This window comes from Parvimonas sp. C2, from assembly GCF_035282405.1.
Taxonomy (GTDB): Bacteria; Bacillota; Clostridia; order Tissierellales; family Peptoniphilaceae; genus Parvimonas.
In genome coordinates this window covers 204,655-231,072 of record NZ_JAYKBP010000001.1, presented here as the reverse complement: position 1 = coordinate 231,072, position 26,418 = coordinate 204,655, and the positions used below count along the sequence as shown (strand labels likewise).

24 protein-coding genes are annotated in these 26,418 nt (G+C 27.3%); 23 read left to right on the top strand and 1 reads right to left on the bottom strand.

The window, feature by feature from the left end; genetic code table 11:
- Positions 1–16 precede the first annotated feature (16 nt).
- A complete protein-coding gene (locus VJI95_RS01040; protein WP_324000150.1) occupies positions 17–1,228 on the bottom strand; it encodes a tRNA(Met) cytidine acetate ligase in 1,212 nt (403 codons plus the stop codon).
- Between the two features lie 221 nt (positions 1,229–1,449).
- Between VJI95_RS01040 and VJI95_RS01035 the strand changes: the two genes are divergently transcribed.
- From VJI95_RS01035 to VJI95_RS00925, 23 genes are all read left to right on the top strand, one after another.
- Positions 1,450–1,881, top strand: coding sequence for a macro domain-containing protein (locus tag VJI95_RS01035; protein WP_324009921.1), 432 nt, complete (start codon positions 1,450–1,452; stop codon positions 1,879–1,881).
- 58 nt (positions 1,882–1,939) lie between these two features.
- On the top strand, positions 1,940–2,668 hold the full coding sequence (locus tag VJI95_RS01030; RefSeq protein WP_324000147.1) for a hypothetical protein: 729 nt from the start codon (positions 1,940–1,942) through the stop codon (positions 2,666–2,668).
- Between the two features lie 46 nt (positions 2,669–2,714).
- Positions 2,715–4,220: a murein biosynthesis integral membrane protein MurJ gene (murJ, locus tag VJI95_RS01025; RefSeq protein ID WP_324009920.1), complete on the top strand. Its 1,506-nt coding sequence runs from the start codon at positions 2,715–2,717 to the stop codon at positions 4,218–4,220.
- A 48-nt stretch (positions 4,221–4,268) separates the two neighbouring features.
- Positions 4,269–4,766 (top strand): hypothetical protein, encoded by a 498-nt coding sequence (locus VJI95_RS01020; protein WP_324000143.1) that lies wholly within the window; start codon positions 4,269–4,271, stop codon positions 4,764–4,766.
- A 355-nt stretch (positions 4,767–5,121) separates the two neighbouring features.
- Complete coding sequence (gene aspS / locus VJI95_RS01015; protein WP_324009919.1) at positions 5,122–6,894, top strand: aspartate--tRNA ligase; 1,773 nt, start codon at positions 5,122–5,124, stop codon at positions 6,892–6,894.
- Positions 6,884–7,597, top strand: a complete 714-nt coding sequence (locus VJI95_RS01010; RefSeq protein WP_324009918.1) for a tRNA threonylcarbamoyladenosine dehydratase — start codon at positions 6,884–6,886, stop codon at positions 7,595–7,597. The genes aspS and VJI95_RS01010 overlap by 11 nt, the downstream gene beginning before the upstream one ends.
- On the top strand, positions 7,585–8,013 hold the full coding sequence (locus VJI95_RS01005; RefSeq protein ID WP_324009917.1) for a SoxR reducing system RseC family protein: 429 nt from the start codon (positions 7,585–7,587) through the stop codon (positions 8,011–8,013). The genes VJI95_RS01010 and VJI95_RS01005 overlap by 13 nt, the downstream gene beginning before the upstream one ends.
- A gap of 49 nt (positions 8,014–8,062) precedes the next feature.
- Positions 8,063–8,365, top strand: a complete 303-nt coding sequence (locus VJI95_RS01000; protein ID WP_324009916.1) for an SdpI family protein — start codon at positions 8,063–8,065, stop codon at positions 8,363–8,365.
- Positions 8,366–8,752: 387 nt separating this feature from the next.
- A complete protein-coding gene (locus tag VJI95_RS00995) occupies positions 8,753–12,868 on the top strand; it encodes an FMN-binding protein (RefSeq protein ID WP_324009915.1) in 4,116 nt (1,371 codons plus the stop codon).
- On the top strand, positions 12,869–13,549 hold the full coding sequence (locus tag VJI95_RS00990; RefSeq protein ID WP_324009914.1) for a hypothetical protein: 681 nt from the start codon (positions 12,869–12,871) through the stop codon (positions 13,547–13,549). It begins immediately after the preceding gene.
- Positions 13,550–13,972: 423 nt separating this feature from the next.
- A complete protein-coding gene (locus tag VJI95_RS00985) occupies positions 13,973–15,139 on the top strand; it encodes an FTR1 family iron permease (protein ID WP_324009913.1) in 1,167 nt (388 codons plus the stop codon).
- Between the two features lie 64 nt (positions 15,140–15,203).
- On the top strand, positions 15,204–15,926 hold the full coding sequence (locus VJI95_RS00980; RefSeq protein ID WP_324009912.1) for an iron transporter: 723 nt from the start codon (positions 15,204–15,206) through the stop codon (positions 15,924–15,926).
- Positions 15,927–16,014: 88 nt separating this feature from the next.
- A complete protein-coding gene (locus tag VJI95_RS00975) occupies positions 16,015–17,343 on the top strand; it encodes a Fe-S-containing protein (protein WP_324009911.1) in 1,329 nt (442 codons plus the stop codon).
- Position 17,344: 1 nt separating this feature from the next.
- Complete coding sequence (locus VJI95_RS00970; RefSeq protein ID WP_324009910.1) at positions 17,345–18,625, top strand: ABC transporter permease; 1,281 nt, start codon at positions 17,345–17,347, stop codon at positions 18,623–18,625.
- 7 nt (positions 18,626–18,632) lie between these two features.
- Complete coding sequence (locus VJI95_RS00965) at positions 18,633–19,832, top strand: ABC transporter permease (protein WP_324009909.1); 1,200 nt, start codon at positions 18,633–18,635, stop codon at positions 19,830–19,832.
- A gap of 3 nt (positions 19,833–19,835) precedes the next feature.
- Positions 19,836–20,513 carry an ABC transporter ATP-binding protein gene (locus VJI95_RS00960; protein ID WP_324000128.1) on the top strand — a complete coding sequence of 226 codons (678 nt, stop codon included), beginning with the start codon at positions 19,836–19,838 and terminating at the stop codon, positions 20,511–20,513.
- A gap of 33 nt (positions 20,514–20,546) precedes the next feature.
- Positions 20,547–20,948, top strand: coding sequence for an FMN-binding protein (locus VJI95_RS00955; protein ID WP_324000126.1), 402 nt, complete (start codon positions 20,547–20,549; stop codon positions 20,946–20,948).
- 20 nt (positions 20,949–20,968) lie between these two features.
- Positions 20,969–21,427 carry a DUF4418 family protein gene (locus tag VJI95_RS00950; protein WP_324009908.1) on the top strand — a complete coding sequence of 153 codons (459 nt, stop codon included), beginning with the start codon at positions 20,969–20,971 and terminating at the stop codon, positions 21,425–21,427.
- A 23-nt stretch (positions 21,428–21,450) separates the two neighbouring features.
- Positions 21,451–22,659, top strand: a complete 1,209-nt coding sequence (locus tag VJI95_RS00945) for an ABC transporter permease (RefSeq protein ID WP_324009907.1) — start codon at positions 21,451–21,453, stop codon at positions 22,657–22,659.
- A 1-nt stretch (position 22,660) separates the two neighbouring features.
- A complete protein-coding gene (locus VJI95_RS00940) occupies positions 22,661–23,332 on the top strand; it encodes an ABC transporter ATP-binding protein (protein ID WP_324009906.1) in 672 nt (223 codons plus the stop codon).
- Positions 23,333–23,617: 285 nt separating this feature from the next.
- Entirely contained in the window at positions 23,618–23,893 is a 276-nt protein-coding gene (locus VJI95_RS00935) for an HPr family phosphocarrier protein (protein WP_324009905.1), read from the top strand.
- 421 nt (positions 23,894–24,314) lie between these two features.
- Complete coding sequence (locus tag VJI95_RS00930) at positions 24,315–24,800, top strand: NADH-quinone oxidoreductase subunit NuoE family protein (RefSeq protein ID WP_324000117.1); 486 nt, start codon at positions 24,315–24,317, stop codon at positions 24,798–24,800.
- A 10-nt stretch (positions 24,801–24,810) separates the two neighbouring features.
- Positions 24,811–26,406: an NADH-ubiquinone oxidoreductase-F iron-sulfur binding region domain-containing protein gene (locus tag VJI95_RS00925; RefSeq protein WP_324000116.1), complete on the top strand. Its 1,596-nt coding sequence runs from the start codon at positions 24,811–24,813 to the stop codon at positions 26,404–26,406.
- Positions 26,407–26,418: the final 12 nt, after the last annotated feature.

The window sequence follows — 26,418 nt, the reverse complement described above, 5'->3', positions numbered from 1 at the left end:
ACCGAAAATTCGGTAGTTATTTTTGCAAAAAAGATATAAACTCAGTTTTATTTTTGTTATTTGTGAATAGCTTATAAAGTTTTCTTGAATTTTGTTCAATTTCAAATTTGTTTTTTTGAAAATCCGATAGATTTTGTGTGCTTTTATTTGTTGTTACAATTTCTAGATTAGTTTTATTTTTAATTTCTTTAATCAGTTCTTGTCCTTTTTTATTAAAGCCTAAAATAGTTATATATTCAATATCTTTAGAATATATTTCCTTTATTTTATTATTTATATTTAATAGATAATTGTAAATAAATCTTTTTATTCTAACTTTTTTATATCTTTTACTTTGTATTTTTTCTGCTAATTCTTCTATCGAGTTTACTGAATAAATATTTTTTTTAATTAAATTTAAGATTCCATTTTCGTAATTTACGATATTTTCAGGATTTATTTGATTTATTAAAATATTGTATTTTAAAATTTCTAAAATAATTTTTTCATTCGGTAAAATATTATTCTTTACAGAATTTTTTAATTCATTAAAAGTACTTTTATCTATAAAGTTTTCAATTTTTTCAAAATTATTTTCATAAATTGCTTTTCTTATTGCTGAAGCGCTTAATTGATCCTTTGAGTTATAATCCTCATCATTATAATTTTTTCCCTTTCTTTTTATAGGAAATAGAGTTATTTGAGATTTTGATAGTATTAAGTTTTTGACATATTCAATTGATAGAATATTATTTGAAATAAAAAAGTCATCTTGTATTTCTAAAACTTTATATTTTCTGTTGATTTCTATACAAGCATCTTTATATGCAACTGCATAACTTTTTCCAAGTTTCATTTCATAGTTTAAGAGTTCTTCAATTTCATTTTTGTATTTAAGTTGGAATTTTGCAATTTCTATTGTATCCTCTTTTTTTTCGCATTCAAAACCAAAGCAAAGATAGTCAATGATATTTAGTTTATTTAGAATAGATATTCCACCTTTTGCAAAATTTTCAGCACTTTGTAAACTGTAGTAAAATGGAAGTTCTATTACGAGATCAACTCCATTATTTACTGCAATTTTAGCTCTTGTATATTTGTCTAAGATTGCACATTCTCCACGCTGAACAAAATCTCCGCTCATTATTGTAATTATATTGGCATTTAATTCATTTTTTATTTTATCTATTTGATATTTATGTCCTAAATGAAATGGATTGTATTCAGCAATTATTCCTGAGTTTTTCATAAATTCTCCTTTTTTAAAATTATTTAAAGATTATTATTTTAAAATACATTAGTTAAAGTAAGTAATTTTACTATATACAATTATTATATCATAACATTGTATTAATTAAAAAATAATAATCATAAAATTATCAATTTTATGTGTTCCTAATTATTGACTAAATCTAAAAAAAAATATATAATAATTGTATTATTTTTATTATATGCTTTTGGAGGTTTGTTATGGATATTAGAGTAGTTAGCGAAAGTATTTTTGATATTGAATCTGACTGCATAGTTTATTTCGTTGATAATTCCTTTTCAAACGAAGATACTATGGAAATAATCTCTAAAGCAGGAAATAGGCTACTTGATGTTTTTAGCAAATTAAGTTCTTTAGTAACTGGAGATTTTAAAGTTGTTCCTGCATTTAATCTCAAAGCGACTTATATTGTACTTTGTTCAATTCCACAAAAAATTGAAAAAGAAGAAGATGAAGAATTTTTAGAAGATATTTTTTCTGATATTTTAATTGAAATTGAAAAACACGAATTCAATACAGTTGCTCTTGATGTTACAAGACTTTCCAATAGTTATAGTTCTAAACATAGTGAAGTTTTTAAAAAATTTTTAAGGAATATAAATAATGATATTGTAGTTTTTCTGTGTAAATAGCTTAAAACTATATTTTTTAGTGAAATATATTAATTTTTAAATTAAGGGGGAGGAAAAAATGAATGCTTTATTAGATAAAGATACTAAGATTGCTTTGGAATACAATTTTTTGTATTTAAAGGATTCAGTTGCTTTTGATATATTTATTTCCTCACTCTCAATAGAACAACGTGGATTTAATGTAAGATTTAGACAAGCAATTTTTACTAAGATTTCTAAAAGTCTAGACGTATTTTATAAAAATAGATCAGATAGAGAATATATAAAAAGCGCTGTTCAGAAACTTGTATATGATGATATTAATCGTTTAGAAATTGTATTGGCTGTTGATTCTTATATTTATGGAAAGAAATCAAATGTTTTTGCTAATGAATTAGAGAATTATTTTTTAGTTAATTATCCTAATTTGAAAATTAGTAGAAAGCAAAAACTCATTGTTAGGAAATTGACTTCTAAAGATTATAGATTTAGAAATAGACTTATAAATAATGTTATAGATTATTATAATCTAAATAAAAAATTTGAAGAAAAAGCTAATGATTTTTTTGAAAATGTAATAAAAGAATATATTTTTAATCTAAACAATTATATTGTAAAGCAGTTAAAATTGGAATTTAAGGGTAATAATTATTATGTTTTACAAAAAGAAAAATTTTTGACAAAAAAAGAATTGGAGAAACTTTATAATCATATAAATAAAGTATTTATGGAACATTTATATAAAACATCAAGAATATTTATATGGTATGGATTAAATGATAAAGTAACAAGTAGATATAAAAACTAAAGTCAGAAACTTATGTTTTTGACCTTTTTTATGATAGGAGATTTTTATGGGGTATACAGCATTTTTGCTCATGGTTATAAATATTTTATCTAAAATATTAGGCTTTTTTAGAGAAGTATTATTATCTTATTTTTATGGGACAGGTGAAATAGCAACAGCTTTTCAAATTTCACTTTTAGTTCCATATACTATTTTAGGATTTGTTATGTCTGGTATTTCAATTAATTTTATTCCGACATATACTTCTTTGGAAAAAAGAGAAGGAAGAATAACATCTGAAAAATTTACAAGTAATATTTTAAATATAATTTTTATAATCTCTATTTTTGCAACTATTTTTGCTTATATTTTTGCAAGACAAATTGTATTTCTTTTTGCAATGGGATATTCTGGTGAAATTTTTGAATTATCTGTTACTTTTACTAGAATTACTATACTTGGAATGCTTGCGCAACTTTTAAATTCCATTTTAAAAGGATATTTAAATATAAAAGGGAATTTTGTAGTTCCAGGGTCAACAGGATTTATATACAATATTGTTATTATTATATTTTTAATAATAAGTTATAAAATAAATCCAATATTGGCACCTATTGGTGTAGCAATCGCTACAATTTTTCAATATATTCCATATATTCCCGCAATTAAGGGCACAGGATATAAACATAGATTTATTGTTAATTTTAAAGATGAAAATATAAAGAGAATGTTAGTATTAGCACTTCCTATTATTTTTGGAGTTGCAGTAAATCAAATAAACCAACTTATTGATAAAAATTTAGCATCTTTTATTTCCGTGAGAGGTATTTCTGTTTTATCTTACTCAGTTAAATTAAATGAGTTTGTTTGGGGAATTTTAGTAGTATCCATTGTTACATCTATTTTTCCTACGCTTAGTAAACTAGCTATAGAATCAAAACAAAAATTTAAAGTACAGATTGCTAAAACTCTTTCAACTATTATATATCTAGTAACACCTGCTTGTGTAGGAATACTAATTTTTTCCAAGGAAATAGTAACTTTGATATTTAAAAGAGGAAAATTCGATGAAAATGATGTTATATTGGTTTCTGGGGTCTTATTTTATTATGCAATAGGACTTATAGGATTAGGGATAAGAGATGTGCTTTCTAATGCTTTTTATGCACTAAAAATGACTAGAATACCACTTATTAATTCTGTTGAAATGGTAATTTTAAATGTAATCATGTCAATAATTTTATCAAGATTTATGGGACTTAACGGCCTAGCACTTGGTTCAAGTATTGCAACTATTTTTGGTGCTATAAATTTATATATTAAACTGGAAAAACAAATTGGAAAGATAAAGTCTAGAGCAATTATCAATAATGGAATTAAAGTTCTTATTTCGGTTATTTTGATGGCAATTGTATCAAAAATAATATTTATATTATTAAATATAAAATTGTCTTCTAATTTAAGTTTCTTAATTGCACTGATATTTGCTGGACTCACTTATGCTATTGTTTCTATTCTATTAAGAACAAGACAGGCATTAGATATATTAAAAGTTATTATTAAAAAGTTTTAAAATATTTTAGAAATATTTTTAAAAATATAAATATGGAAGGGAGAAAATATGAAAAAAGGTAATATTTTATTAGGATTGATAGGAGCAATAATTGGAAGTTTACCTGGAGTTGCTATATATGTAGGATTGACTATGATTAGAGTATTTAGTTCTTGGTCAGGATTTGTTGCTCTTTATTGTGCAATTTTTATGTATACTTTATTATCAAGAAAATTAACAAAACTTGGGGTTGTGATATCAATTCTAATTTCATGTGCTTCAATGTTTTTAGCTGAAATTATAGCCACTTCATTAAGTATAGCTAACAGATATCATTATTCATTTTTTACTATTTTAAAGAATTTCTCAAAGATATATCCTAAATTATCTGATAAATTTTATTTTTGGATTTATCCTAGTGTTGCATGTATATTTGTTGTAATTGCGGGATGTGGATATCTATTTAGTAAAAATACTGATGATGATGTTGAACTTATCGACGAAGATGATGAAATTGAAGATGAAGATGATGTGGAACATTCATCTACAGATGAAAACAAAAATTAATAGAAAATGGAGTGGTTGTATAAATGTTACTCCTTTTTTTATTGTGAAACAACAATGGTTCCAGTAATCTACCCGATGCAAAGCATCGTGGAAGGGTATAGTTCTTATTTTATATAATTAGTTGACTTTTTATGATTTTATTGTTATAATTATCGAAATTAATATATTAAGCTATGAAGGAGAAAAGTTTTGTTAAGATTTTTAGAGAGGTAATATTTGGTGAAAATTACTAATTAATACAAAATGGGACAATCTGGAGCTATTATTATAAAGAGATATACCTATAATTAGGGTGGTACCGCGGATTTAATTCGTCCCTGCATTTTTGCAGGGATTTTTTTATAAGGAGGAAAATATGGCACAAATGGGAAATTTAAGAAGAACGCATATGTGTGGTAATTTAGGAAAAGAAGATATTGGTAAAGAAGTAATTTTGATGGGCTGGGTTGCTAAGGAAAGAAATTTAGGTTCATTAATTTTTATGGATTTAAGAGATACTACTGGAATTTCACAAATAGTTGTGAGAGATACTTTAGGAGAAAGTGTTTTTAATAGTGCAAAAGAAATAAGATCAGAATTTGTTTTAGCTGTTAAAGGAGTTGTTAGTGAAAGAGAAAGTAAAAATTCAAAAATACCTACTGGAGATATTGAAGTTGAAGTAAGTGAATTAGTAGTTTTAGACACAGCTCAAACTCCTCCAATTTATATTAAAGATGACGACAATGTTTCTGAAAGTTTAAGATTAAAATATAGATTTTTGGATTTAAGAAAAGAAAGTTTACAAAACAATTTAAAATTAAGAGCTAAAGTGTGTAAGGTTATCAGAGATTTTTACACTGAAAATAATTTTGTGGAAATAGAAACTCCATATCTTAATAAACCTACACCTGAAGGAGCAAGAGACTATCTCGTACCATCTAGAGTAAATCCGGGGAATTTTTATGCGCTTCCACAGTCTCCACAAATTATGAAACAACTTTTAATGATTTCAGGAATGGATAGATATTTTCAAATAGTTAAATGCTTTAGAGATGAGGATTTAAGAGCTAATAGACAACCTGAATTTACTCAAGTTGATCTTGAAATGAGTTTTGTTGATGTTGAAGATGTTATTGATGTAAATGAAAGAATGTTAAAAAAATTATTCAAGGAAATTAAAGGAATTGATATTGAATTACCTATAAAAAGAATGAAATATGATGATGCAATGGAAAAATATGGAAGTGACAAACCAGATTTACGTTTTGGTTTTGAAATTAGAAATATTACAGATTGTGTTAAGGAAGTTGAATTTGATTTATTTAAAAATGCAATTGCTTCTGGTGGGAGTGTAAGAGCAATTTCAATCGGAAAATATTCAAAGGAATATACTAGAAAGAAAATTGATAAATTAATTGACTCAATTAGAGATTATGGTGCAAAAAATTTATTCTGGATAAAAATAACTGATGGAGAAGTTACATCTTCTATTTCAAAGTTTTTAAATGAAGAAATTATCTCTAATATAAAAACAAAGGTAGAAGCTAAAGATGATGATTTGATTTTAATGCTTGCAGATAAAAATGATATTGTTTTAAATTCACTAGGAGCTTTAAGATGTGTTATTGCAAAAGAAATGAATTTATTAAATCCTAATGAATATAACTTATGCTGGATTGTAGATTTTCCACTTTTTGAATATGACGAAGAAGAAAAAAGATATGTTTCAAAACATCATCCTTTTACTCATCCGAAAGATGAAGATATTAAATACTTGGAAAGCAATCCCGAAAAAGTTTATGCAAAAGCATACGACATTGTAATAAACGGAGATGAACTAGGTGGAGGTTCAATTAGAATTAACAATTCTGATTTACAAAATAGAATGTTTAAAGCTTTAGGACTTACTAAAGAGGAAACTGAAATAAAATTTGGATTTTTACTTGAGGCTTTAAAATATGGAACACCACCACATGGAGGTCTTGCATTTGGACTTGATAGATTGATTATGCTGTTAGCGGGTACAAACAATATAAAGGATGTAATAGCATTTCCAAAGACACAATCAGCATCTGATTTATTAACAGATGCACCATGTATTGTATCAGAAGTACAACTTGAGGAGTTAAATTTAAAAATTGGAAAATAATATTTATTCAAGAACTGAAAGTCTAATAGGTAAGGATTCACTTGAAATTTTAAAAAAATCTAAAGTTATTGTATTTGGAATTGGTGGAGTAGGAAGTTTTACAGTTGAATCGCTTTGTAGATGTGGAATAGGAGAAATTTCACTAGTAGATTTTGATATTATTGACATAACTAATGTAAATAGACAAATTCACGCAATGTCAAATAATATTGGGAAATATAAAGTAGATGAAATGAAGAATAGAATAGGACTTATCAATCCTAAAATAAAAGTGAATATATTTAAAGAAAAGCTAGATAAAAATAATGTTGAAAAATTTAATTTGAAAGATTACGATTGTGTTGTTGATGCGATAGATACTATTACTTCGAAAATTTATCTGATAAAATATTGTTATGAAAATAATATAAATATAATTAGTGCAATGGGAGCGGGTAATAAACTGGATCCTACAAGATTTAAGATTATAGATATTTATAAAACAATAGGCTGTCCACTTGCAAGGGTAATGAGAAGAGAATTAAAAAAGCTAGGAGTAAAAAAATTAAAATGTGTTTGCTCTGATGAAATTTCTAGTGGAGAAATGATTGAATCTGATAAAATTAGAAAATCATCTCCTTCAAGTATAAGTTTTATTCCTTCAACTATGGGACTAATTATTACATCAGAAGTAGTAAAGGATTTGATATTATGGAACAAGTAGGATATGTAACAAAAATCTTACCTGACGATAAGTGTAAAGTTTTAATTTCAAGAATAAGCGGATGTAAGGGAACCTGTAAAACTTGTGGAGGATGTCCAACTCCAACAATGCATATTGTTATGAAAAAAACATTAGATGTTTCAGTTGGAGATTATGTAAGAATAGGAGTAGATAGTAATATTGTATTGAAATATTCAATTTTCTTATATGGTTTTCCTATTTTAATGTTTATACTTTCAATATTATTGGTCAATATAGCTCTCCCTAATTTAAAAGGGATTGATTTGATTGGATTTGGTATTGGTTTATTTACGATGTTTTTGGCATTTTTAATTGTCAAATTTGTAGATAATAAATATGCACATTTATCAACAAAAGCAATGTATATGGAAGAAATTATTTCAAAAAAAGATTAGATAGTAGTAGATATAATTTATGTTGATAATATAGATTGGAGGTTTTATTATGATTTATATTGTAGCAATCGTATTTATCTCAGGAGGGATTATTATGAAGGTATTTCCTCCAAAGTTCAATTCGGGAATATATGGTTTTAGAACTAAAAAATCAAGTAAGAACAAGGAAAATTGGGAAATAGCTCAAAAGAAATCTTCAAACTATATTATATTTTTTGGGATATTTGATTTTGTTTTGACATTTATAAATGATGCTTTTATAAAAAATAATTTGTATTATGATTTACAAGGACTTTTAGTAATTGTTTATTCCATATTAATATATATTTTGGTTCAAAAAAATTTAAAATAAATAATTGTTGCTGATTAAAAAAGGCATAGTTTCAGATAATTCATTGAAACTATGTCTTTTTTGTGCTAAATTTTTAATTAAAATTATTAATAAATAAAAATCTATAATAAATTAAGTATAATTACACTTAATAACAAATAAATTTGATAAAAAATATTAAAATATAAAATGATTTTAAAATATAATCAATTAAGCAATTAGAAAAAATATGCAAATAAAGATATTTTATACTTGCATCAAATTAATTGATAAGAAATTTTTATATTAAAATTGGTGTTTTTTATTGAAAAAAGTTATTAATTTTAGTAAAATTGATAACGTGTATTGTTATATTTATAAATAAGTGACGAATTTATAAATATAGCAAAATAGATACAGGAGGGATTTATGAAAAAAAATAGTATTATTGCCAGTTTATTTGTTTTTTGTATTACAACTGCAGGAATAGGTTATACTGTTTACAATAGTGTTTATTCTGATAGACAAAAACATAGAGCAAATGAAACTACAAAGCTCGACAGTGTAAAGGCTCCAAACGAATTGAAGGATGGAGAATATACTGCTAGTGCTGAGGGATATGAAGGTCCTATAACAGTAAAAGTTGTAATTAAAGAAGGTAAGATTTTTTCAGTAGAAGTGCTTTCGCATAATGAAACACCTGAATATTATGAAATGGCAAAGAAAATTTTACAAACTATTGTAGAAAAAAATACATTTAATGTTGATTCAATTTCCGGAGCTACGGTTACTTCTGATGCAATTAAAGTAGCTGTTTACAAAGCACTTGTTCAAGCTGGAGCAAAAACAAGTGATGTAGCTGAAGATCTTGAAAAGGAAAATGAAGAATTAAGAGATAAAGAAAAGGCAAAATTGTTAGCAAAACAATCATCAGCTGTTGCGGGTAAAGTTAGATTTAATAGAAATAATCTTAAAGATGGTACATTTATTGGAGTTGGACGTGGATATAATGGACCAATCAAGGTTTCTATTTCTATAAAAAATGGAGTAATTTATGATGCAAGAGTTATAAGTCATAGTGATGATTATCCATATTTTACTTGGGCGTCTAGTGTACTTAATAAAGTTATAAGCGGAAGTACGAGTATTGACACAGTGTCAGGAGCAACAGTTTCAAGTAGAGGAATATTAAATGCTGTAAAAGATGCTTTAAGAAAGGCAAGTAACGGTAGAAACAATCTTGACATTAATTCACCTGGCGAAACAGAACAAAATATTCCAGGACAAAATAGACATGAAATTGAACAAATAAAAAAATATTTTAAAGGTTTAAAAAATGGAGTTTATTTTGGAAAGTCAAATGGATATTACAAAAATTCAATTGAGGTTAAAGTAACTGTTAAAAATGGAAAAATAGCAAAAATAGAATTGATTAAAAATAAAGATGATGAATCATATTTTGATAATAAAAAAGCAAGTATATTAGGAGATAGGATTATTTCAAACCAATCTACAAATATAGATACAATTTCAGGGGCTACAACGTCATCTAAAGGCTTTATAAATGCTGTTGTTAATGCTTTAGAAAAAGCAGTTGATTCTAATGGAAGTGATGCTGATAAATATATTTATTCTCCTAAGACTATAATTGCAAATGTAGGGGAAACTATTGGATTACAAAAGATAAGAGATGCATTAGAAAAGTTACCGGAAGATGTACAAATTAATGTAAAAAGTAATGCAGATACAAGTTCTGAAGGTAAAACGAAAATTGTAGTTGAACTTGTATTCAAGGATAACAGTAAAAAAATTGTAGAAATTCCTGTATTGGTGAATTCTAAAGTGGATGGAAGTTATAAATTTTTATCAGCGGAGGAAGTTAAAAATCTTGATAAAAATGTAAATTATCCTGACGGAGTTTACTATGGTGACAGTTATGGATTTGTATCCAATAAGCCTATCCCTGTAAAAGTTACTATTAAGAACAATAAAATTGAAAATGTAGAGCTTGTTAAAGAGGAATTAAATAGATTAAAAGGAGTAACATCGCCTGGAAATATAGATGATGGTGGAATATTCCAAGAAAAATTTTATACTATAATTGATAGAATTAAAAATATGCAAAAATTTGAATCCTTGATATATAAATTTGAAGTGTTAAGAGATGCAACGAGCAAGGTTATGGAAGAAGCACGTGGGAAAGAACAAACAGTAGAAGTTTATAGAGCTGCATTGGATAAAGTGATTGGAAAACATAATTTCGGTAAATGGGGACTTACTATAGATCAGTCACATTTAAAGGGAGAGAGAAATATTCATGACAGGATATTTTCATTGTTAAAAATATATGCTAGAGAAGAACTAGGTTATGACGGTAGCGATTATGATGCAGTAAGTGGTGCTACTTTCACTGCAACAGGAACTGCTACATCTATTAAAAATGCATTGTTAAAAGCTAAAAACTTTGATTTTTATGATATGAGACTTGATGATAGTAACTTTAAAACTTCGTATAAAGAAGGTGATAAACTTGATTTAAAAGATTTAAAAGTTACTATATATAAAAAAGATAATCAGAAAATTAAAGTTTCATATTCTGACTTTGACAAATATGGGTTAAAAGTAGTTGATGAGTATAATAAAGAGCTTAAAGATGGGTTAGTTTTGAATAAAGAAAACTTAGGCTATAGTGTGACAGATGGATTAAGGCTTAAAGTAATTCATGAAGAAAGTAAAAGTTTTAAATTTTTAAACACTATTCTTATATCTAAAAATATGAATAAAAATTTTGAAATTTCTGGAATTAAGATAAAAGCTAAGGATGGTTCTGAGTGGTATGATACCAAGGGTCATAACACAACAGACTTTATTCAAAATATTACTGTTTCAAAAGAGGTCGCTGAAAAACTTAATGGCAAAGAAATTGAATTTAAGATAATTGCTAAAGATAAAAAGTCTTCTGAAGAAATTGAAATTCCATTAAGACAAGCACAAAATAAGACTTTAATCGCGGATTTTGTTAATGGAGAATATACATTAGATGTTATTGAAAAGTATAAAGGTGTGTTATTCAATAATACTTTCCGTATCAAAACAAAAGTTGAAGGAAAGATTCCTAAAGCATTTTTATACAAGGAAACACCTGAAACTTTGACTATATCAAAAGGAACAGAAATAACAGAAGGTAAAATAAGAGGTGTTCTTAAAGATTTACCAGATGGAACTGAAATTTCAGTTTTAAGACCGGTAGATGTAAATAAAGTAAATGAAACAGTACCGCAAAAGCTTTTAATTAAACTTAAATTTGATGATGGTAGTGAAAAAGAACTAGAAATAGATGTTATCGTAAAAGAAAAAGTTACCTCTATGGCGGATAAATATGTTTATAAACCAAAAGATTTGATTACAATTAAAGGTAAAGAAGTAAAATTAAGTCATTTGAAAAACCATTTTGATGATTTGCCAGAAGGTACTAAAATTGAGATTCTTGAAGAAGCTGATGTAACTGAAGTAAATGAAAAGGGTACTTTAATGGAAGTAAGGCTTGAATTTGCTGATAAGAGTACAAAGGATATATCAATTAATGTTATAGTAAAAGATACTGCTCCAAACAAAGCAGAAGAATTTAAGATTTTGTATCCTGAAATAAAAAATGAAATAGTAAATGTAGTAGTAAAGGACCCTAAATATGGAAATATGGAAAAATTTGCAGAAACAGTTAAATGGGGTGCATTTTCAGATTTTTCTATAAATAGAGATTTAAAACTGAAATCTCGATCTGCAGATATTTCACGTATTGAAGTGTTAAAAGAACCGGATAGATCAAAGCTTGGAGATCAAAAGGGAAAGATAAAATTAAGCTTTAATGATGGATCTAAACTTGAATTGGAAATTTCAGTAAAAATAGTTCCATATCCTGTATATAAAATATATAACTTAACATCAAATAAGACAAAGTATAAGTTAGAAGATAAGTTCAATCTAAATGATTTAAAAGTAACATTATTTATTTCTAATAAATTGGAAAATGAATCCGATTGGGCAACTACTGGAACACCTGTTTTAAATATACCTTATTCTGATTTTCACTTGTTTGGAATTAAAGTTGTAGATTTAGATTCAAAAAAAGAAATTGAAAATAATAGTATAATAAGTACACTTATTAAAAACAAAAAATTATCAGTTGGAGCATATTGTGAAAATTTAATTCAAAAAAATGATTATGAGGGTGCAAAAAAACTGGTAGAAATTTCTAAAATAACAATAACAAATATTGATGATTGGAAAGAATCTAAAAAAAATCCTGTAGAAACCAAAGATGGAAAAAGTATCAAAGATAAGGATAATACTAATAAACCAGAAAAAGTTATGGATTTGAAAAAAGAAATTAAAGATGTTGACAGTTCTACAGTAGATAAAACCACTGAGAATAACGAAATGGCTAATGATAAGTTGTCAAAAATAAGTTTAAACGATGAATTAAAAAAGCTATTTAATGAATCATCTGAAAAGCAAAATTTTAAAAATGATGAAAAGGAAGAGTAGATGAATTTAATAATAGGATTAATTGTAATAACATTATTTTATGTTTTATTTGCAAATATTATAAAAAAATATCCAACTATATTTTATATGGCAACTTATGTATTGATAATTCCAGTTGTTTTATATTATGAAACTAAGCTTTATAAGGAAATGCCAATTTGGTTTACAAAATATGTTATGGACATATTCAGAAGAGGAATATTCTCAACAGTAACATTTATGATAGTAATGTTTCTAGGAGTTATTACAACTCATAATAAATATACTAGGAAACTTATGAGTATAAGAGGAGAAATGTCAATTATAGGATGTTTTGCTGCACTTTGCCATAACGTAGCATTTGGAATAAGATACTTTGTTGAATTTTTTACAAATTCAGAAAAAATGAATATATATACTAAAACAGCAACAATAATAACTTTAATTCTTATATCAATGATGTTACCACTTATGATTACTTCATTCAAATGTGTGAGAAATAAAATGAAAGCTAAAAATTGGAAAAATTTACAAAAATTAGCATATCCATTTTTTTACTTGATATATGTTCACTTAATGGTTTTGTTTATGCATAAACCTGAAAAACATATGCTGTCAATAGTATTATATACTGTTATTTATATGTTATATACAATTCTTAGAGTTAGAAAGTATTTAATAACTAAAAAAAGACAAAGATAATAAAGAAAGACTATTGTAAAATTAACTTGCAATAGTCTTTTTTATGAGAAAATATCATTTATAAAATAGTGAGATATACATGGATATTTATTATTAAATAATAATTAGTTAAAAGTTTTATTAACAATTAAAAAATTTATTAATTTATTGAAATTTTTTTACAAATATGTTAATATATATTTAGTAAATTTAATATTGAACTTAAAGCATTAATTGTCTCTAATTAGTGCTTAACTTTTTTGTTTACTATATGATATGTATTATCTTTATCATATATTATTTTTAGGGAGGTGCTAAGTTATAAAAAAAATATTTTCTTTTTTTCTAATAATTTGTAGTATTTTATTTGTATGTAATATTGGTAATGTAGAAGCCAAAGTAGAAAAGAAAAAGTATTCTAGCTGGCAAGAAGTTGCTAAAGATATGCATATAAAATTTACAGAAGCAAAAGAGTATGCGGATAAAAAAGATTTTAAAAGTGCTTATAAAGCTATGGATTCTGCGTATTTTGATTATTATGAAGTACAAGGATTTGAAAAAAATGTTATGGTTGCAATTTCTAATAGCAGAGTAAATGAAATTGAAGCAGCATTTAGAGAAATTAAGCATGCTTTTTTGGGAAATACAAGTGAATCTGTTGAGAAATTAAAGGCGGCAATAGATGAGCTTGATATGAAAGTTTATAGAGATGCACTTGTTTTAGATAAGGTAATTTCAAAAAATGCTCCTGATTCTGAAGGTAAGGCCGTGTTTGGATATGCCGAGATAAAAAAAGGAGATGAAAAAGCTAAAAACATTCAAGATTTTTTAACATCATTTGGATTGATGCTTAGAGAAGGGTTGGAGGCAATTTTAGTTTGTGTTGCAATTATCGCTTATCTTATTAAGACTGGTAATAAGCATCTTTGTAAGTCCGTTTATTTGGGTATGGTAGCTGCCGTTGTATGTAGTTTTGGTTTAGCTGTAGTAATAAATTATTTATTAGGAGGAGTTGGACGAGAGCTACTTGAAGGTTGGACTATGTTCTTAGCGGTTATAGTTTTATTTTATGTTAGTAATTGGATTTTATCAAAATCTGAAGAAGAGGCATGGGAAAATTACATTCAGTCTAAAGTTCAAAAATCAATAGATAACAAAAGTAAATGGACTTTGGTTTTTGCTGCTTTTTTAGCTGTATTAAGAGAAGGGGCAGAATTGATTTTATTTTATAAGGCTTCATTTTCAGGAGGAAGTAAAATATTATATCCAATGGGAGGATTAATTGCAGCCTCAGCTGTTTTAGTTGTGGTATTTTTACTTTTTAGATTTACATCAGTTAAATTACCGCTTAAACCATTTTTCTTGTTTACAAGCATACTGTTATATTTAATGTGTATCTCATTTATGGGAAAAGGAGTTCTTGAGTTAACTGAAGCAGGAGTTATTTCTGGTTCAACAGTTATACCTGCAATGCAAGGTTGGAGTATTCCAATTTTGAATATTTATGATAGAGCCGAAACCTTAATTCCACAAATTATGTTGGTGATAATTACTGTTTGGATATTGTTGGGGCACTATTTCAAATTAAGAAAAATTAAGAAATCAAATTAATTTTTCTGTTCGATAAAAATTGAAATATTATTTTTATGAAAAAATTTTTAGGAGGATTTATTTTATGAAAAAATCAAAAGTAGTTGTAACATTAGCATTATTAGCTTCAGTAGGTTTAGTTGGTTGTCAAAAAAACGACACTGCAAAAATCAACGAACTACAAAAGTCAATTGAAGAGAAAGATAAAAAAATTGCAGAATTGAACGACAAATTAAAAGATGCTGGAGCTGAAGATGGAAAAGCTGAAGATGCTGAAAAACCTGGCGAGTCAGGATTTGAAGAAATCAAAATAGGAGAAGAAAAAATTGTAGGGCCTTTTCAAGTTGCTGCAGTTTATTTTCAAGGGGTTGATATGATTCCTGAAGGAAGACAACCTAGTGCTGCTGAGTCAGATATGCATTTAGAAGCTGATATTCATTTAACTAAGGAAGCTGGTAAAAAATATGGTTTTGGTAATGGAAGTGATATTTGGCCTGCATACCTAACAGTAAATTATAAAGTATTATCAACAGATGGAAAAGAAGTTACTTCAGGAACAATGATGCCGATGAATGCTGATGATGGAGCTCATTACGGTACAAATATCAAAAAGAATGTACTTAAAGTTGGTAAGTATAAATTGGTTATTGAAATTCAACCGTCATCTGATTATTTATTACACACTGATGAGGAAACTGGTGTACCAGCAATTAAAGATGGTGGAAAAGAAGCAGCATCAAAATACTATGAAAAACAAACTGTTGAGTTTGAATGGAATTATACTGGAGAACAATTACAAAATAAATAATATTAATATTTAATATATGACAAATGGACAAATCCTCTCTTAAAATTTTAAGAGAGGTTTTGCCGTATTTTAGAAGTGAGGTTTTATTTTGGGAAAATTTTATGTTGATATAATTTTTACTATATGTACATTTTCTTTTTTCTTTGCATTAGTTTTATCTTTTTTTAAGAAAAATATATCCTTATTAAATAAAATAATTTCATTTTCTATTCTTATAATAGGAATTATTTTAGGTATATACATACATATACTTAGAGTGAAAAATAAAAAGGAAATGATACATACAGTTACAAAATTGAATAGATATGTTTTTGCATTATGTTTATTTATTTTTATTTTAATGAGTATTTTTTTACTTTTAAGTATTTTGTTGAAAAATCATAGAAAAATTTCTAAAATAGTTACTTCTTTAAATTTGGCATTAATGTTTATATCTATTTCTTGTATGCTCTATTTAATAATACCAAGACTTTTAACTCAATCAATGGAATTTGTTGCATTTGGAGAAGATTCTGTAAGTACAATGACTTTGTTTAGGGTTAGTGGTTATATACTTGGAATTTTAACAGGGATTTTACTTGTATTAGCTTTTTATAAATTTTTAATAAGATGTAGTAAAAAACAATATACTATAATGTTTGTTGCCATATTTATTAATACTTTTTTAGAATATGCTATAAAAGGTATAACTGCTATTGTTAGACTTAAAGAGTATTTAAAAAAAGATTTTAATATGACTCCAATTTTAACAGAAAAGAGTAATATTTTTGGAATAAAAGTTTTTGATTTGATGATTTTTGAAGATAAAAGTGATGCATATTTTATAGGAGTTGCTTTTATAATAATATTATTAGGAGTTATATTCTTCGTATATAAAAATTTAAAAGTTAATGGTCATTTTGAAAATAAGGCTAGTTTAAGAAAAGAAAAATGGAGATTGATTGTAAATAGGAGATGGGCATATTTTACGACTTTTTTAGCTTTTGTTATGTTGTTTTCTGTAACTTACTTAAATTATCAGCTTACAAAACCTGTTGAATTAACAGCTGCACAGCCTTATCAAGAAGAAGGTGATAAGATTATTATTCCATTGTCTGATGTTGATGATGGACATTTGCATAGATTTTCATATAAAAAAGACGGACATGATATCAGGTTTATAGTAGTTAAAAAACCTAACAGTACATCTTATGGAGTTGGACTTGATGCCTGTCAGATTTGTGGTGTTGCAGGCTATTTTGAAAGAAAAAATGATATAGTCTGTAAAAGATGTGATGTTGTTATGAATAAGGCAACTATAGGATTTAAAGGTGGATGTAATCCAATACCTTTTGAATATAAAATAGAAAATTCAAAGATAATAATTGATAAAAAAGTTTTAGATAAAGAAAAAGAAAGATTTCCAATAGGTGAATAATATGTTTTGGAGAATGGTTTTTGGAACTTTAATCAGACAGCGAAAGAAGATGTTTATGATAGCATTTACTGTTGCATTGGGAGTTTCTCTTGCAACAGGAATGTTAAATGTAATGCTTGGAGTTGGAGATAAAGTAAATAAAGAACTTAAAACTTATGGAGCAAATATAAATGTAGTTTCTAAAGATGCTTCACTCATTTCTGATTTATACGAATTAGAAAATTCTGAAACTGCAACTAAAAATAAATATTTAAAAGAAGAAGATTTACCAAAGATTAAACAAATTTTTTGGGGATTTTCTATTGTGGATTTTACTCCGTATCTCGAAAAAACTGCAAAAGTTAATAATCAAAAAACTAAATTTATCGGTACATGGTTTGCCAAACATATGGATTTAACAACAGGTGAACAAATTGATACTGGTATGAAAAATCTTAAAAATTGGTGGAAAATTAACGGAGAATGGCTAAATGAAGACGACGATGACAGTGTTATGGTTGGAAGTTTATTTGCAGGAAAAAACGGAATTAAAGTTGGAGATAAAATAGAAGTTAATAATGGTAAAGATACTAAAGTTTATAATGTTAAAGGGATATTTGAATCTGGTGGAAATGAAGATTTAAATATTTTTTCTACTTTGAAATCAGTTCAAGAATTATATGGAGTTAAAGGAAAAATTTCAAATATAGAGGTTTCAGCACTTACAACTCCTGATAATGAATTGGCAAAAAAGGCGACAAGAGATCCCAATAGCTTGACACCTACTGAATATGAAACTTGGTATTGTACAGCATATGTTAGTTCTATTTGTTATCAAATTCAAGAAGTTGTTGAAGATAGTGTAGCAAAACCTATAAGACAAGTTGCTGAGTCAGAGGGAAAGATTTTGGATAAAACAAAATTGCTTATGATACTAATTACAGCATTGGGTTCAATCGGGTCAGCACTTGGTATTTCAAATCTTGTTACAGCTACTGTAATGGAAAAAAGTCAAGAAATTGGACTTATAAAAGCAATTGGAGGGTCTAATTTAAGAATAATGTTGCTTATACTGACGGAAATAGTTATAACTGGTATCATTGGGGGTATAGCAGGATATTTTATAGGACTTGGATTTACTCAAATTATTGGTATTACAGTATTTGGTTCATATATAGAACCTGCAGTTATGGTTATTCCAATTGATATTGCTTTGGTAATTAGCGTTTCTTTAATAGGAAGTATTCCTGCTATACATTATCTATTCAAACTTAAACCGACAGAAGTTCTTCATGGAAGGTAGGATTAAAATGACTAAAAGAAAAATGTATTTAAAAATGATTTTAAGTTCTTTCATTAGAAGAAAATCAAGAATGATAGTGGCTCTTTTAGCAGTTATAATAGGAGCTACGATTATGTCAGGGCTTATTACCATATATTTTGATATTCCCAGACAGTTGGGAAAAGAATTTAGATCCTATGGAGCTAACTTTGTTTGTCTTCCTAATGAAGGAAAGATTAATGAAGAAGAATATAATAAATTTAAAGAACTTATAAAAAATAAAAATGTAGTTGGAATTGCTCCATACAGATATGAAACAACAAAAATAAATCAGAAACCATATATTCTTGCAGGTACTGATATGGATGGGGCAAAAAAAAATAGTCCATTTTGGTATATCGAAGGAGAATGGGCTACTAATGGCGATTCAAATGAGGTTATGGTTGGAAAAGAAATTGCCAAAACCTTAGGACTATCTGTAGGAGATAAATTTAAAATAAGTGGAGTAAAACATGGTAAGAGTGCTATTGCATCCGATGTGAATGATTCTGCAGAAAAAAGTAAAAATAAAGATATAGGTGATGATTTTTATGATGTAACTTTAACAGTAAAAGGAATAATTACAACCGGTGGCAAAGAAGAATCTTTTATATTTTTAAACCTTGAAAAACTTAATGAAATTGTTGAAGATACGACAAAAATCGATTCTATTGAATGTAGTATAGAAGCAAATCATAGTGAGTTGGATAGTTTTGCCAAAGAGTTGAATAGTAAATTACCAAATGTTTTTGGATCGGCAGTAAAGCGAGTTACTCAATCTCAAGATACTGTTTTAAATAAATTGACAGCACTTATATTATTAGTAAATATTGTAATTTTAGTTTTGACAACCATATCTGTTTCAACGACTATGATGGCTATAATTGCTGAAAGAAGAAAAGAGATAGGATTAAAAAAAGCACTTGGAGCTCATAATAAGGAAATTATAATGGATTTCATTGGAGAGAGTGTATTGCTTGGATTAATTGGAGGGTTTATTGGTGTTGGATTTGGATTTATATTTGCCCAAAGAGTTAGTCTTAGTGTTTTTGGTAGGACGATTACATTCCAATATTTATTAATTCCAGTAATTGTTGTTATTTCAGTATTAGTCACTACAGCAGGTTGTATATTACCGGTTAAAAAGGCTGTTGAAATTGATCCTGCTTTGGTATTAAAAGGAGAATAAACTATGGATAATGATAAAGTAATATTAGAACTTAGAGATGTTTCTAAAATTTATGAATCTGTTAACGCTCTCAGTAATATAAATTTAAAAGTAAAAAAAGGTGATTGGATTGCTATAATGGGATCATCTGGTTCAGGGAAAACAACTATGATGAATATAATAGGCTGTATGGACAGACCATCTAATGGACAAGTATTAATAGATGGTATTGATATTTCAAAGGAATCTCAAAAAAATCTTACAAATATTAGAAGAGAAAAAATTGGTCTTATATTTCAACAATTCCATCTTATTAGTTATTTAACCGCCCTTGAAAATGTAATGGTTTCTCAATATTACCATAGCATGATTGATGAAAATGAAGCTATGGAAGCACTTAGAAAAGTAGGCCTTGCTGACAGAGCTAAGCATTTGCCAAGCCAATTATCTGGTGGAGAACAACAAAGAGTTTGTATAGCAAGAGCATTAATAAATAATCCTGAAATTATTTTAGCAGATGAACCTACAGGAAATTTAGATGAAGCTAATGAAATTATAGTTATAGAAATTTTAAAGCAACTTCACAAAGAAGGTTCTACTATAATTGTTGTTACTCATGATCCTGAGGTTGGAGATGAAGCAATGAGAAAAATAACTCTAGATTATGGGAAAATTGTAGATGATAAATTATTGACAATATAGATTGTTGATGTTAAAATGTGTTTGGTGGTATATATGAAAAATAAAAAAATCAAAAATTGTATTATTTTAATTTTATGTTCAATATTTGTTACAGCTTGTGGATCTAAAAAAGAATTAAAGGACGGGGTATTTGAAGGACATTATAAAGATGATAAAGCTACTGTTAAAGTTGTAATTACTGTCAAGGATAAAAAGATTGTAGATTGTATTAGGGAAGAAAGAGACAATAAAAATAATAAGATAAAAGATGAAAATTACGGAAAAGACGATGCTGATTTTAATTATAAGCAAGCTCAAAAAGCTGTAAAAAATAGTCAAGGGTATGCTAAAAAATTGGTTGAAGTTCAAGATATTGATAAGGTTGATTCGGTTAGTGGAGCCACAGTTTCTTATAAGAGATTTAAAAGTGCTGTTAAAGATGCATTGAATAAATAAAATTTTTAAGGAGGATTTTCATGAAAATTTTGAAAAAAAAATGTGTTAATATTGTAATTTTATTATTAGGAGCAATTTTAGCTTTAACACCATTTATGATTGCTCCGGTTTGTCCTGTAATGGCAAATGGAATGAGAATGAGTTGTTATTATAGTGGATTATTTGTTACTTATGTTGGAATAGGAATTGTTATAACTTCATTTATTTCAATTTTTATTAATAAAAAAATTATTAATGTTATCTTTGCTATTGTTAATATAATTGCAGGAATTAGCGTTCATTTAGTACCTAATAAAATTATAAAGATTTCTATTGGTACTGGAAAAGATGGAATACCTAGATTTATGGGATATTGTATGAAAGATACTATGAAATGTATATCAAATCATACATTTACAATAGTTTCCATTTTAGGAATTTCAATATCTATCATTTCAATTGTGTATTTGATTTATATTTTGATAAAAAGAGAAAATTAATTTATATAGAAAAGAGTTAAAAAATGACTAATAAAAAAATTGACTTGAAGTTCTTAGCAAAAGAGAATATTAGAAAAAAACCACTTAGGAGTATTTCTTTAATTAGCATAATTGCCATTTTTGTTTTATTTTTATTCTGTGGAACTATTTTGTCATCAAGTATTTCAGGAGGAGTAAATAACCTTTCTAATAGACTTGGTGCAGATATTATAGTTGTTCCTGAGGGTTATAAGGCAAATATTGAAAGTGTTTTATTAAAAGGAGAACCTAGTGAATTTTATCTTCCAGATAATTCTTTAGAAAAGATTAAAAAAATTGAAGGAATAGAATCGGCTACTCCTCAACTTTATGTAGCAACACTTTCTGCATCTTGTTGTTCATATCCAGTACAAATTATAGGGATAGATTACGATACAGATTTTTTGATTAAACCTTGGTTACAAAAAACTCTTAAGAGAGAGTTAAAAGATGGTGAGGTTATTGTCGGTAATCATATTGTAGGAGAAAAAAATTCAAAGGTTAAGTTTTTTGATGAAGAACTTGATATAGTTGGAAAACTTGAACAAACTGGAATGGGATTTGATGCTACTGTTTTTGTTAATATGAAAACTGCAAGAAAACTTGCAAAGGCAAGTGAACGAATACAAAAAAATCCTGCATCGGAAGGAGAAAAAATTTCTACTATTTTGCTGAAATTAAAGCCTAATTATAGTGCTTCAGAAGTAGCTAATAAGATAATGAAAGAATATGCTAAAGATGGGATTTTTGCTATGTTTAGTAAAAAATTTGTAAATGAAGTATCTTCAAATTTGAAAGTTATTTCAAGTTATATCTATATCTCAATAGCTGTTATTTGGATAATTTCAATGATTCTTTTAGCAGTAGTATTTTCCGTTATAGTTAATGAGAGAAAGAAAGAGTTCAGTATTTTAAGAATTTTAGGAACTTCTAAGAAAAAATTATCAAAAATAATTATGTATGAGTCTTTATATATAGGATTTTATGGTTCAATACTTGGAATACTTGTTGGTATTATATCTGTATTTTCAATAATACCGATTATTCAAAAAAATCTAAATTTGCCGTTTTTGACTCCTTCAATAATGAATTTAGTTTTGGTTTCAATATTTAGTTTGTTAGTGGGAACAATAGTGGGATGTTTATCATCTCTAAATGCTACAAGAAAGATTACTAAAACAGATGTTTATTTAACAATGAGGGAGAATGATTAGGATGCTAAAAATTGAACAGTTATATAAGACATATATTAGGGCAAAAGAATTTAATGCGTTAGATAATATTAATTTAGATATTGAAAGTGGAGAGTTTATAGCAATAATCGGGAAATCTGGAAGTGGAAAATCAACTCTTTTAAATATAATCTCTGGAATATTAACTCCTACAAGTGGGAAAATATTTTTGGATAATCAAGAAATTAGCTCTCTTTCAGATGATGAAAAATCTTTTATCAGAAATGATTCGATGGGATTTGTTCCACAATCTACGGTGGTATTATCAACTTTAAATGTTCTTGATAATATTTGTTTACCATTTTTCTTAAGTAAAAGAGAAGGAGATCCTATTGGACGAGGAAAATATCTTCTAAATGAATTAGGATTAGAACATTTAGAGAGTTCATATCCTAGAGAACTATCAGGGGGAGAACTCAGAAGAGTTACGATTGCAAGAGCACTGATGAATTATCCTAAAATAATTCTTGCAGATGAACCAACTTCGGATTTAGACGTAGAAAATACAAAAGAAGTTTTAGGAATTTTAAAGGAAATAAATAAAAAAAATAATACAACAATTATACTTGTTACTCATGACCTTACATGCCTTGATTATGCAGACAAAGTATATACAATGATTTCTGGAAAACTTGTAGAGGGAAAAAGTATATAACCTAAATAAAAACTGATTGATTGTTGATTAATCAGTTTTTTTATTGTGAAACAACAAGGTTTCCGAGAACCACTTGATGCGAAGCATCGTGGAAGGGTTATTATGAAACAACAATATTCTATATAATTCGTTTTTTTTATTGGTGGATATATGAATGAAAACATTATTTAAAACACTATTATAATAAGATAAATAAAATATTTTAAAATATTGTTTTTTTGTATGGACTTTTCACTATTTTTTTGATATAATTTAAAAGGAATAAGAAAAATAAAGGAGGCAGTTATGTTAAAGGAAAAGGTTGTAGTCAACTCAGAAATTGGGCTTAATGCCAGAGTAGCTTCTATGTTCTTAAGAAATTCAGTTAAATTTAGCTCTAATATCATATTAATCAAGGATAATAACAGATATAATGGAAAGAGTATTTTGAGTATTTTATCAATGCAATCTGCTAATGGTGAAGAAATAGAAATTGAAATATCCGGAGAAGATGAAAGAGAAGCAATGGATTCTTTGATTTCATTCTTTCAAAAGGATTTGAAGGAGTTTTATACAATTTAGTATATAAAGTTTTATATAAAAAGTCTCTTTTATAATAAGAGATTTTTTTGTTCTTGTAAAATTTGTCTATAAAAATTTACGATTAAATTGTTAACAACTAAATAAAATTGTTAAAAAATTTCATAAAATTGAGCATTAAATAAATTATTTTTTTTAAAAATCTATCAAAATTTTTAATGCTTAAAAGCTAAAATGCTTGAAAAATTTTGTTGTTTTTGCTATACTCTAAGTATAGTATAGCTTAATTTTTCGCTATATTTTACATAGAATAACCATATATTAGTTATATACAAAAATGAGTACATATTTACATTTTTAGACGTTACAATTTAATATTTGATGTTTTAAAAACATATACTATTTATTTTTTTATTATATAATGTATGGGGTTTTTCTAAAACTTTTTAAAAGGAGGCAAGTTATGGCTTTTGTTTTTAGTGTTGAAGAAAATCAGGACAAAATAAATGAACTTTGTGAATTTATTGATAAGAAAAAAGATATTCCAGGAGCATTGATGCCAGTTTTACAGGAAGCACAAAGTATTTTTGGATATCTTCCAGAAGAAATAATGGATTTGATAGCAAAAAGAATGAAAATATTTCCTGCTAAAGTTTTTGGGGTTGCGACTTTTTATTCACAGTTTTCGTTTATTCCTAAGGGGAAGTATCAAATTTCTGTTTGTATGGGAACTGCTTGTTATGTAAAAGGAGCCCAAGATATTTTAGATGAGTTTTGTGATAAAGTAGGAGTTGCCGTTGGAGGAACTAGTGAAGATTTGAAATTTTCTGTTGCACAAACTCGTTGTATTGGTGAATGTAATTTAGCGCCTGTTGTTACAATAAATGAGGATGTTTATGCCCATATAAAAAAAGCAGATATTAGAAGAATAATGAGAAAATATAAATAGGGGTGATTTTATGATAAAGACTGAAGTTGATATTAGAATGCTGGATTCTATCAAAGAAGAGAACTATCCTCTATTAATTGAAAGGTTAAAACAAGAACCTGATAAGTACATAATTGACGAAAATGGTATTCGTTTAAAGGGAGAGTTTTTTGAAAAACAAACTAGAATTGCTTTAAAGAATTTTGGTATTGTTGATGAACATAGTGTTAAGGAATATGTTGCACTAGGTGGTTACTATGCTTTGGCCAAAGTTATTGGTAACTATAGTCCAGAAGATGTAGTTAATGAAATGAAAAATTCAGGACTTAGAGGACGTGGAGGAGCAGGGTTCCCAACAGGTAGAAAATGGGAAGGTGCTATGCAACAGCCACCCGGACAAAAGTATGTTGTATGTAATGCAGATGAAGGCGATCCGGGTGCTTTTATGGATAGATCTATCCTTGAAGGTGATCCACATTCTGTATTGGAAGGAATGGCAATCTGTGGATATGCAATAGGTGCTGATAGAGGATTTATTTATGTTAGAGCTGAGTATCCAAAGGCTGTTATAAATTTAAGAGAGGCAATTAAAAAAGCTGAAGACGAAAATCTTCTTGGTTATAATATTATGGGAACGGATTTTAGTTTCCATGTTGAATTGAGACTTGGAGCGGGAGCATTTGTTTGTGGTGAAGGTACTGCTCTTATAGAATCTATTGAAGGTAAACGTGGTATGCCAAGAACTAAGGTTTATAGAACAACTGTTAAAGGTCTTTTCCAAAAACCTACAGTTTTAAATAATGTTGAAACCTTTGCAAATGTTCCACAAATTATGTATAAAGGATCAGATTGGTATAAATCTATTGGTACTGAAGATAGTTCTGGAACTAAAGTATTTGCTCTTGTAGGGAAGGTTGCAAATGCTGGACTTGTTGAAGTTCCAATGGGTACTACTATTAATGAAATAGTATATGATATTGGTGGTGGTACTGGAAATGAGAAAAAAGTAAAAGCTGTTCAAACTGGAGGACCATCAGGAGGTTGTATTCCAATTGACTATTTTGACACTCCTGTAGATTTTGGATCCCTTGCTAAGATTGGATCTATTATGGGGTCAGGTGGAATGGTTGTAATGGATGAAACTGACTGTATGGTTGATATTGCTAGATTTTTCCTAGACTTTACAGTAGAAGAATCATGTGGTAAATGTGTTCCTTGTAGAGAAGGTACAAAGAGAATGTTAGAATTGTTAGAAAAAATAACTTCTGGAAAAGGTGAAGACGGTGATATTGAAAGACTTGAAGATCTATCAGAAACTATTACAGTTGCATCTCTTTGTGGACTTGGACAAACAGCTGCTAATCCAGTTGTAAGTACTTTGCATTATTTTAGAAATGAGTATGAAGCTCATATATATGATAAAAAATGTCCAGCAGGAGTTTGTCAATCACTTCTTGAATTCTTTATTACGGATAAGTGTGTTGGATGTACTAAATGTGCTAAAGCATGTCCAGTTGATTGTATTACAGGAGTTCAAAAGGAATTACACGTTATTGAACCATCTAAATGTATTAAATGTGGATCATGCGAAGCTGCATGTCCAGTTAATGCTATAATTAGAAGATAGGTTCTGGAGGTA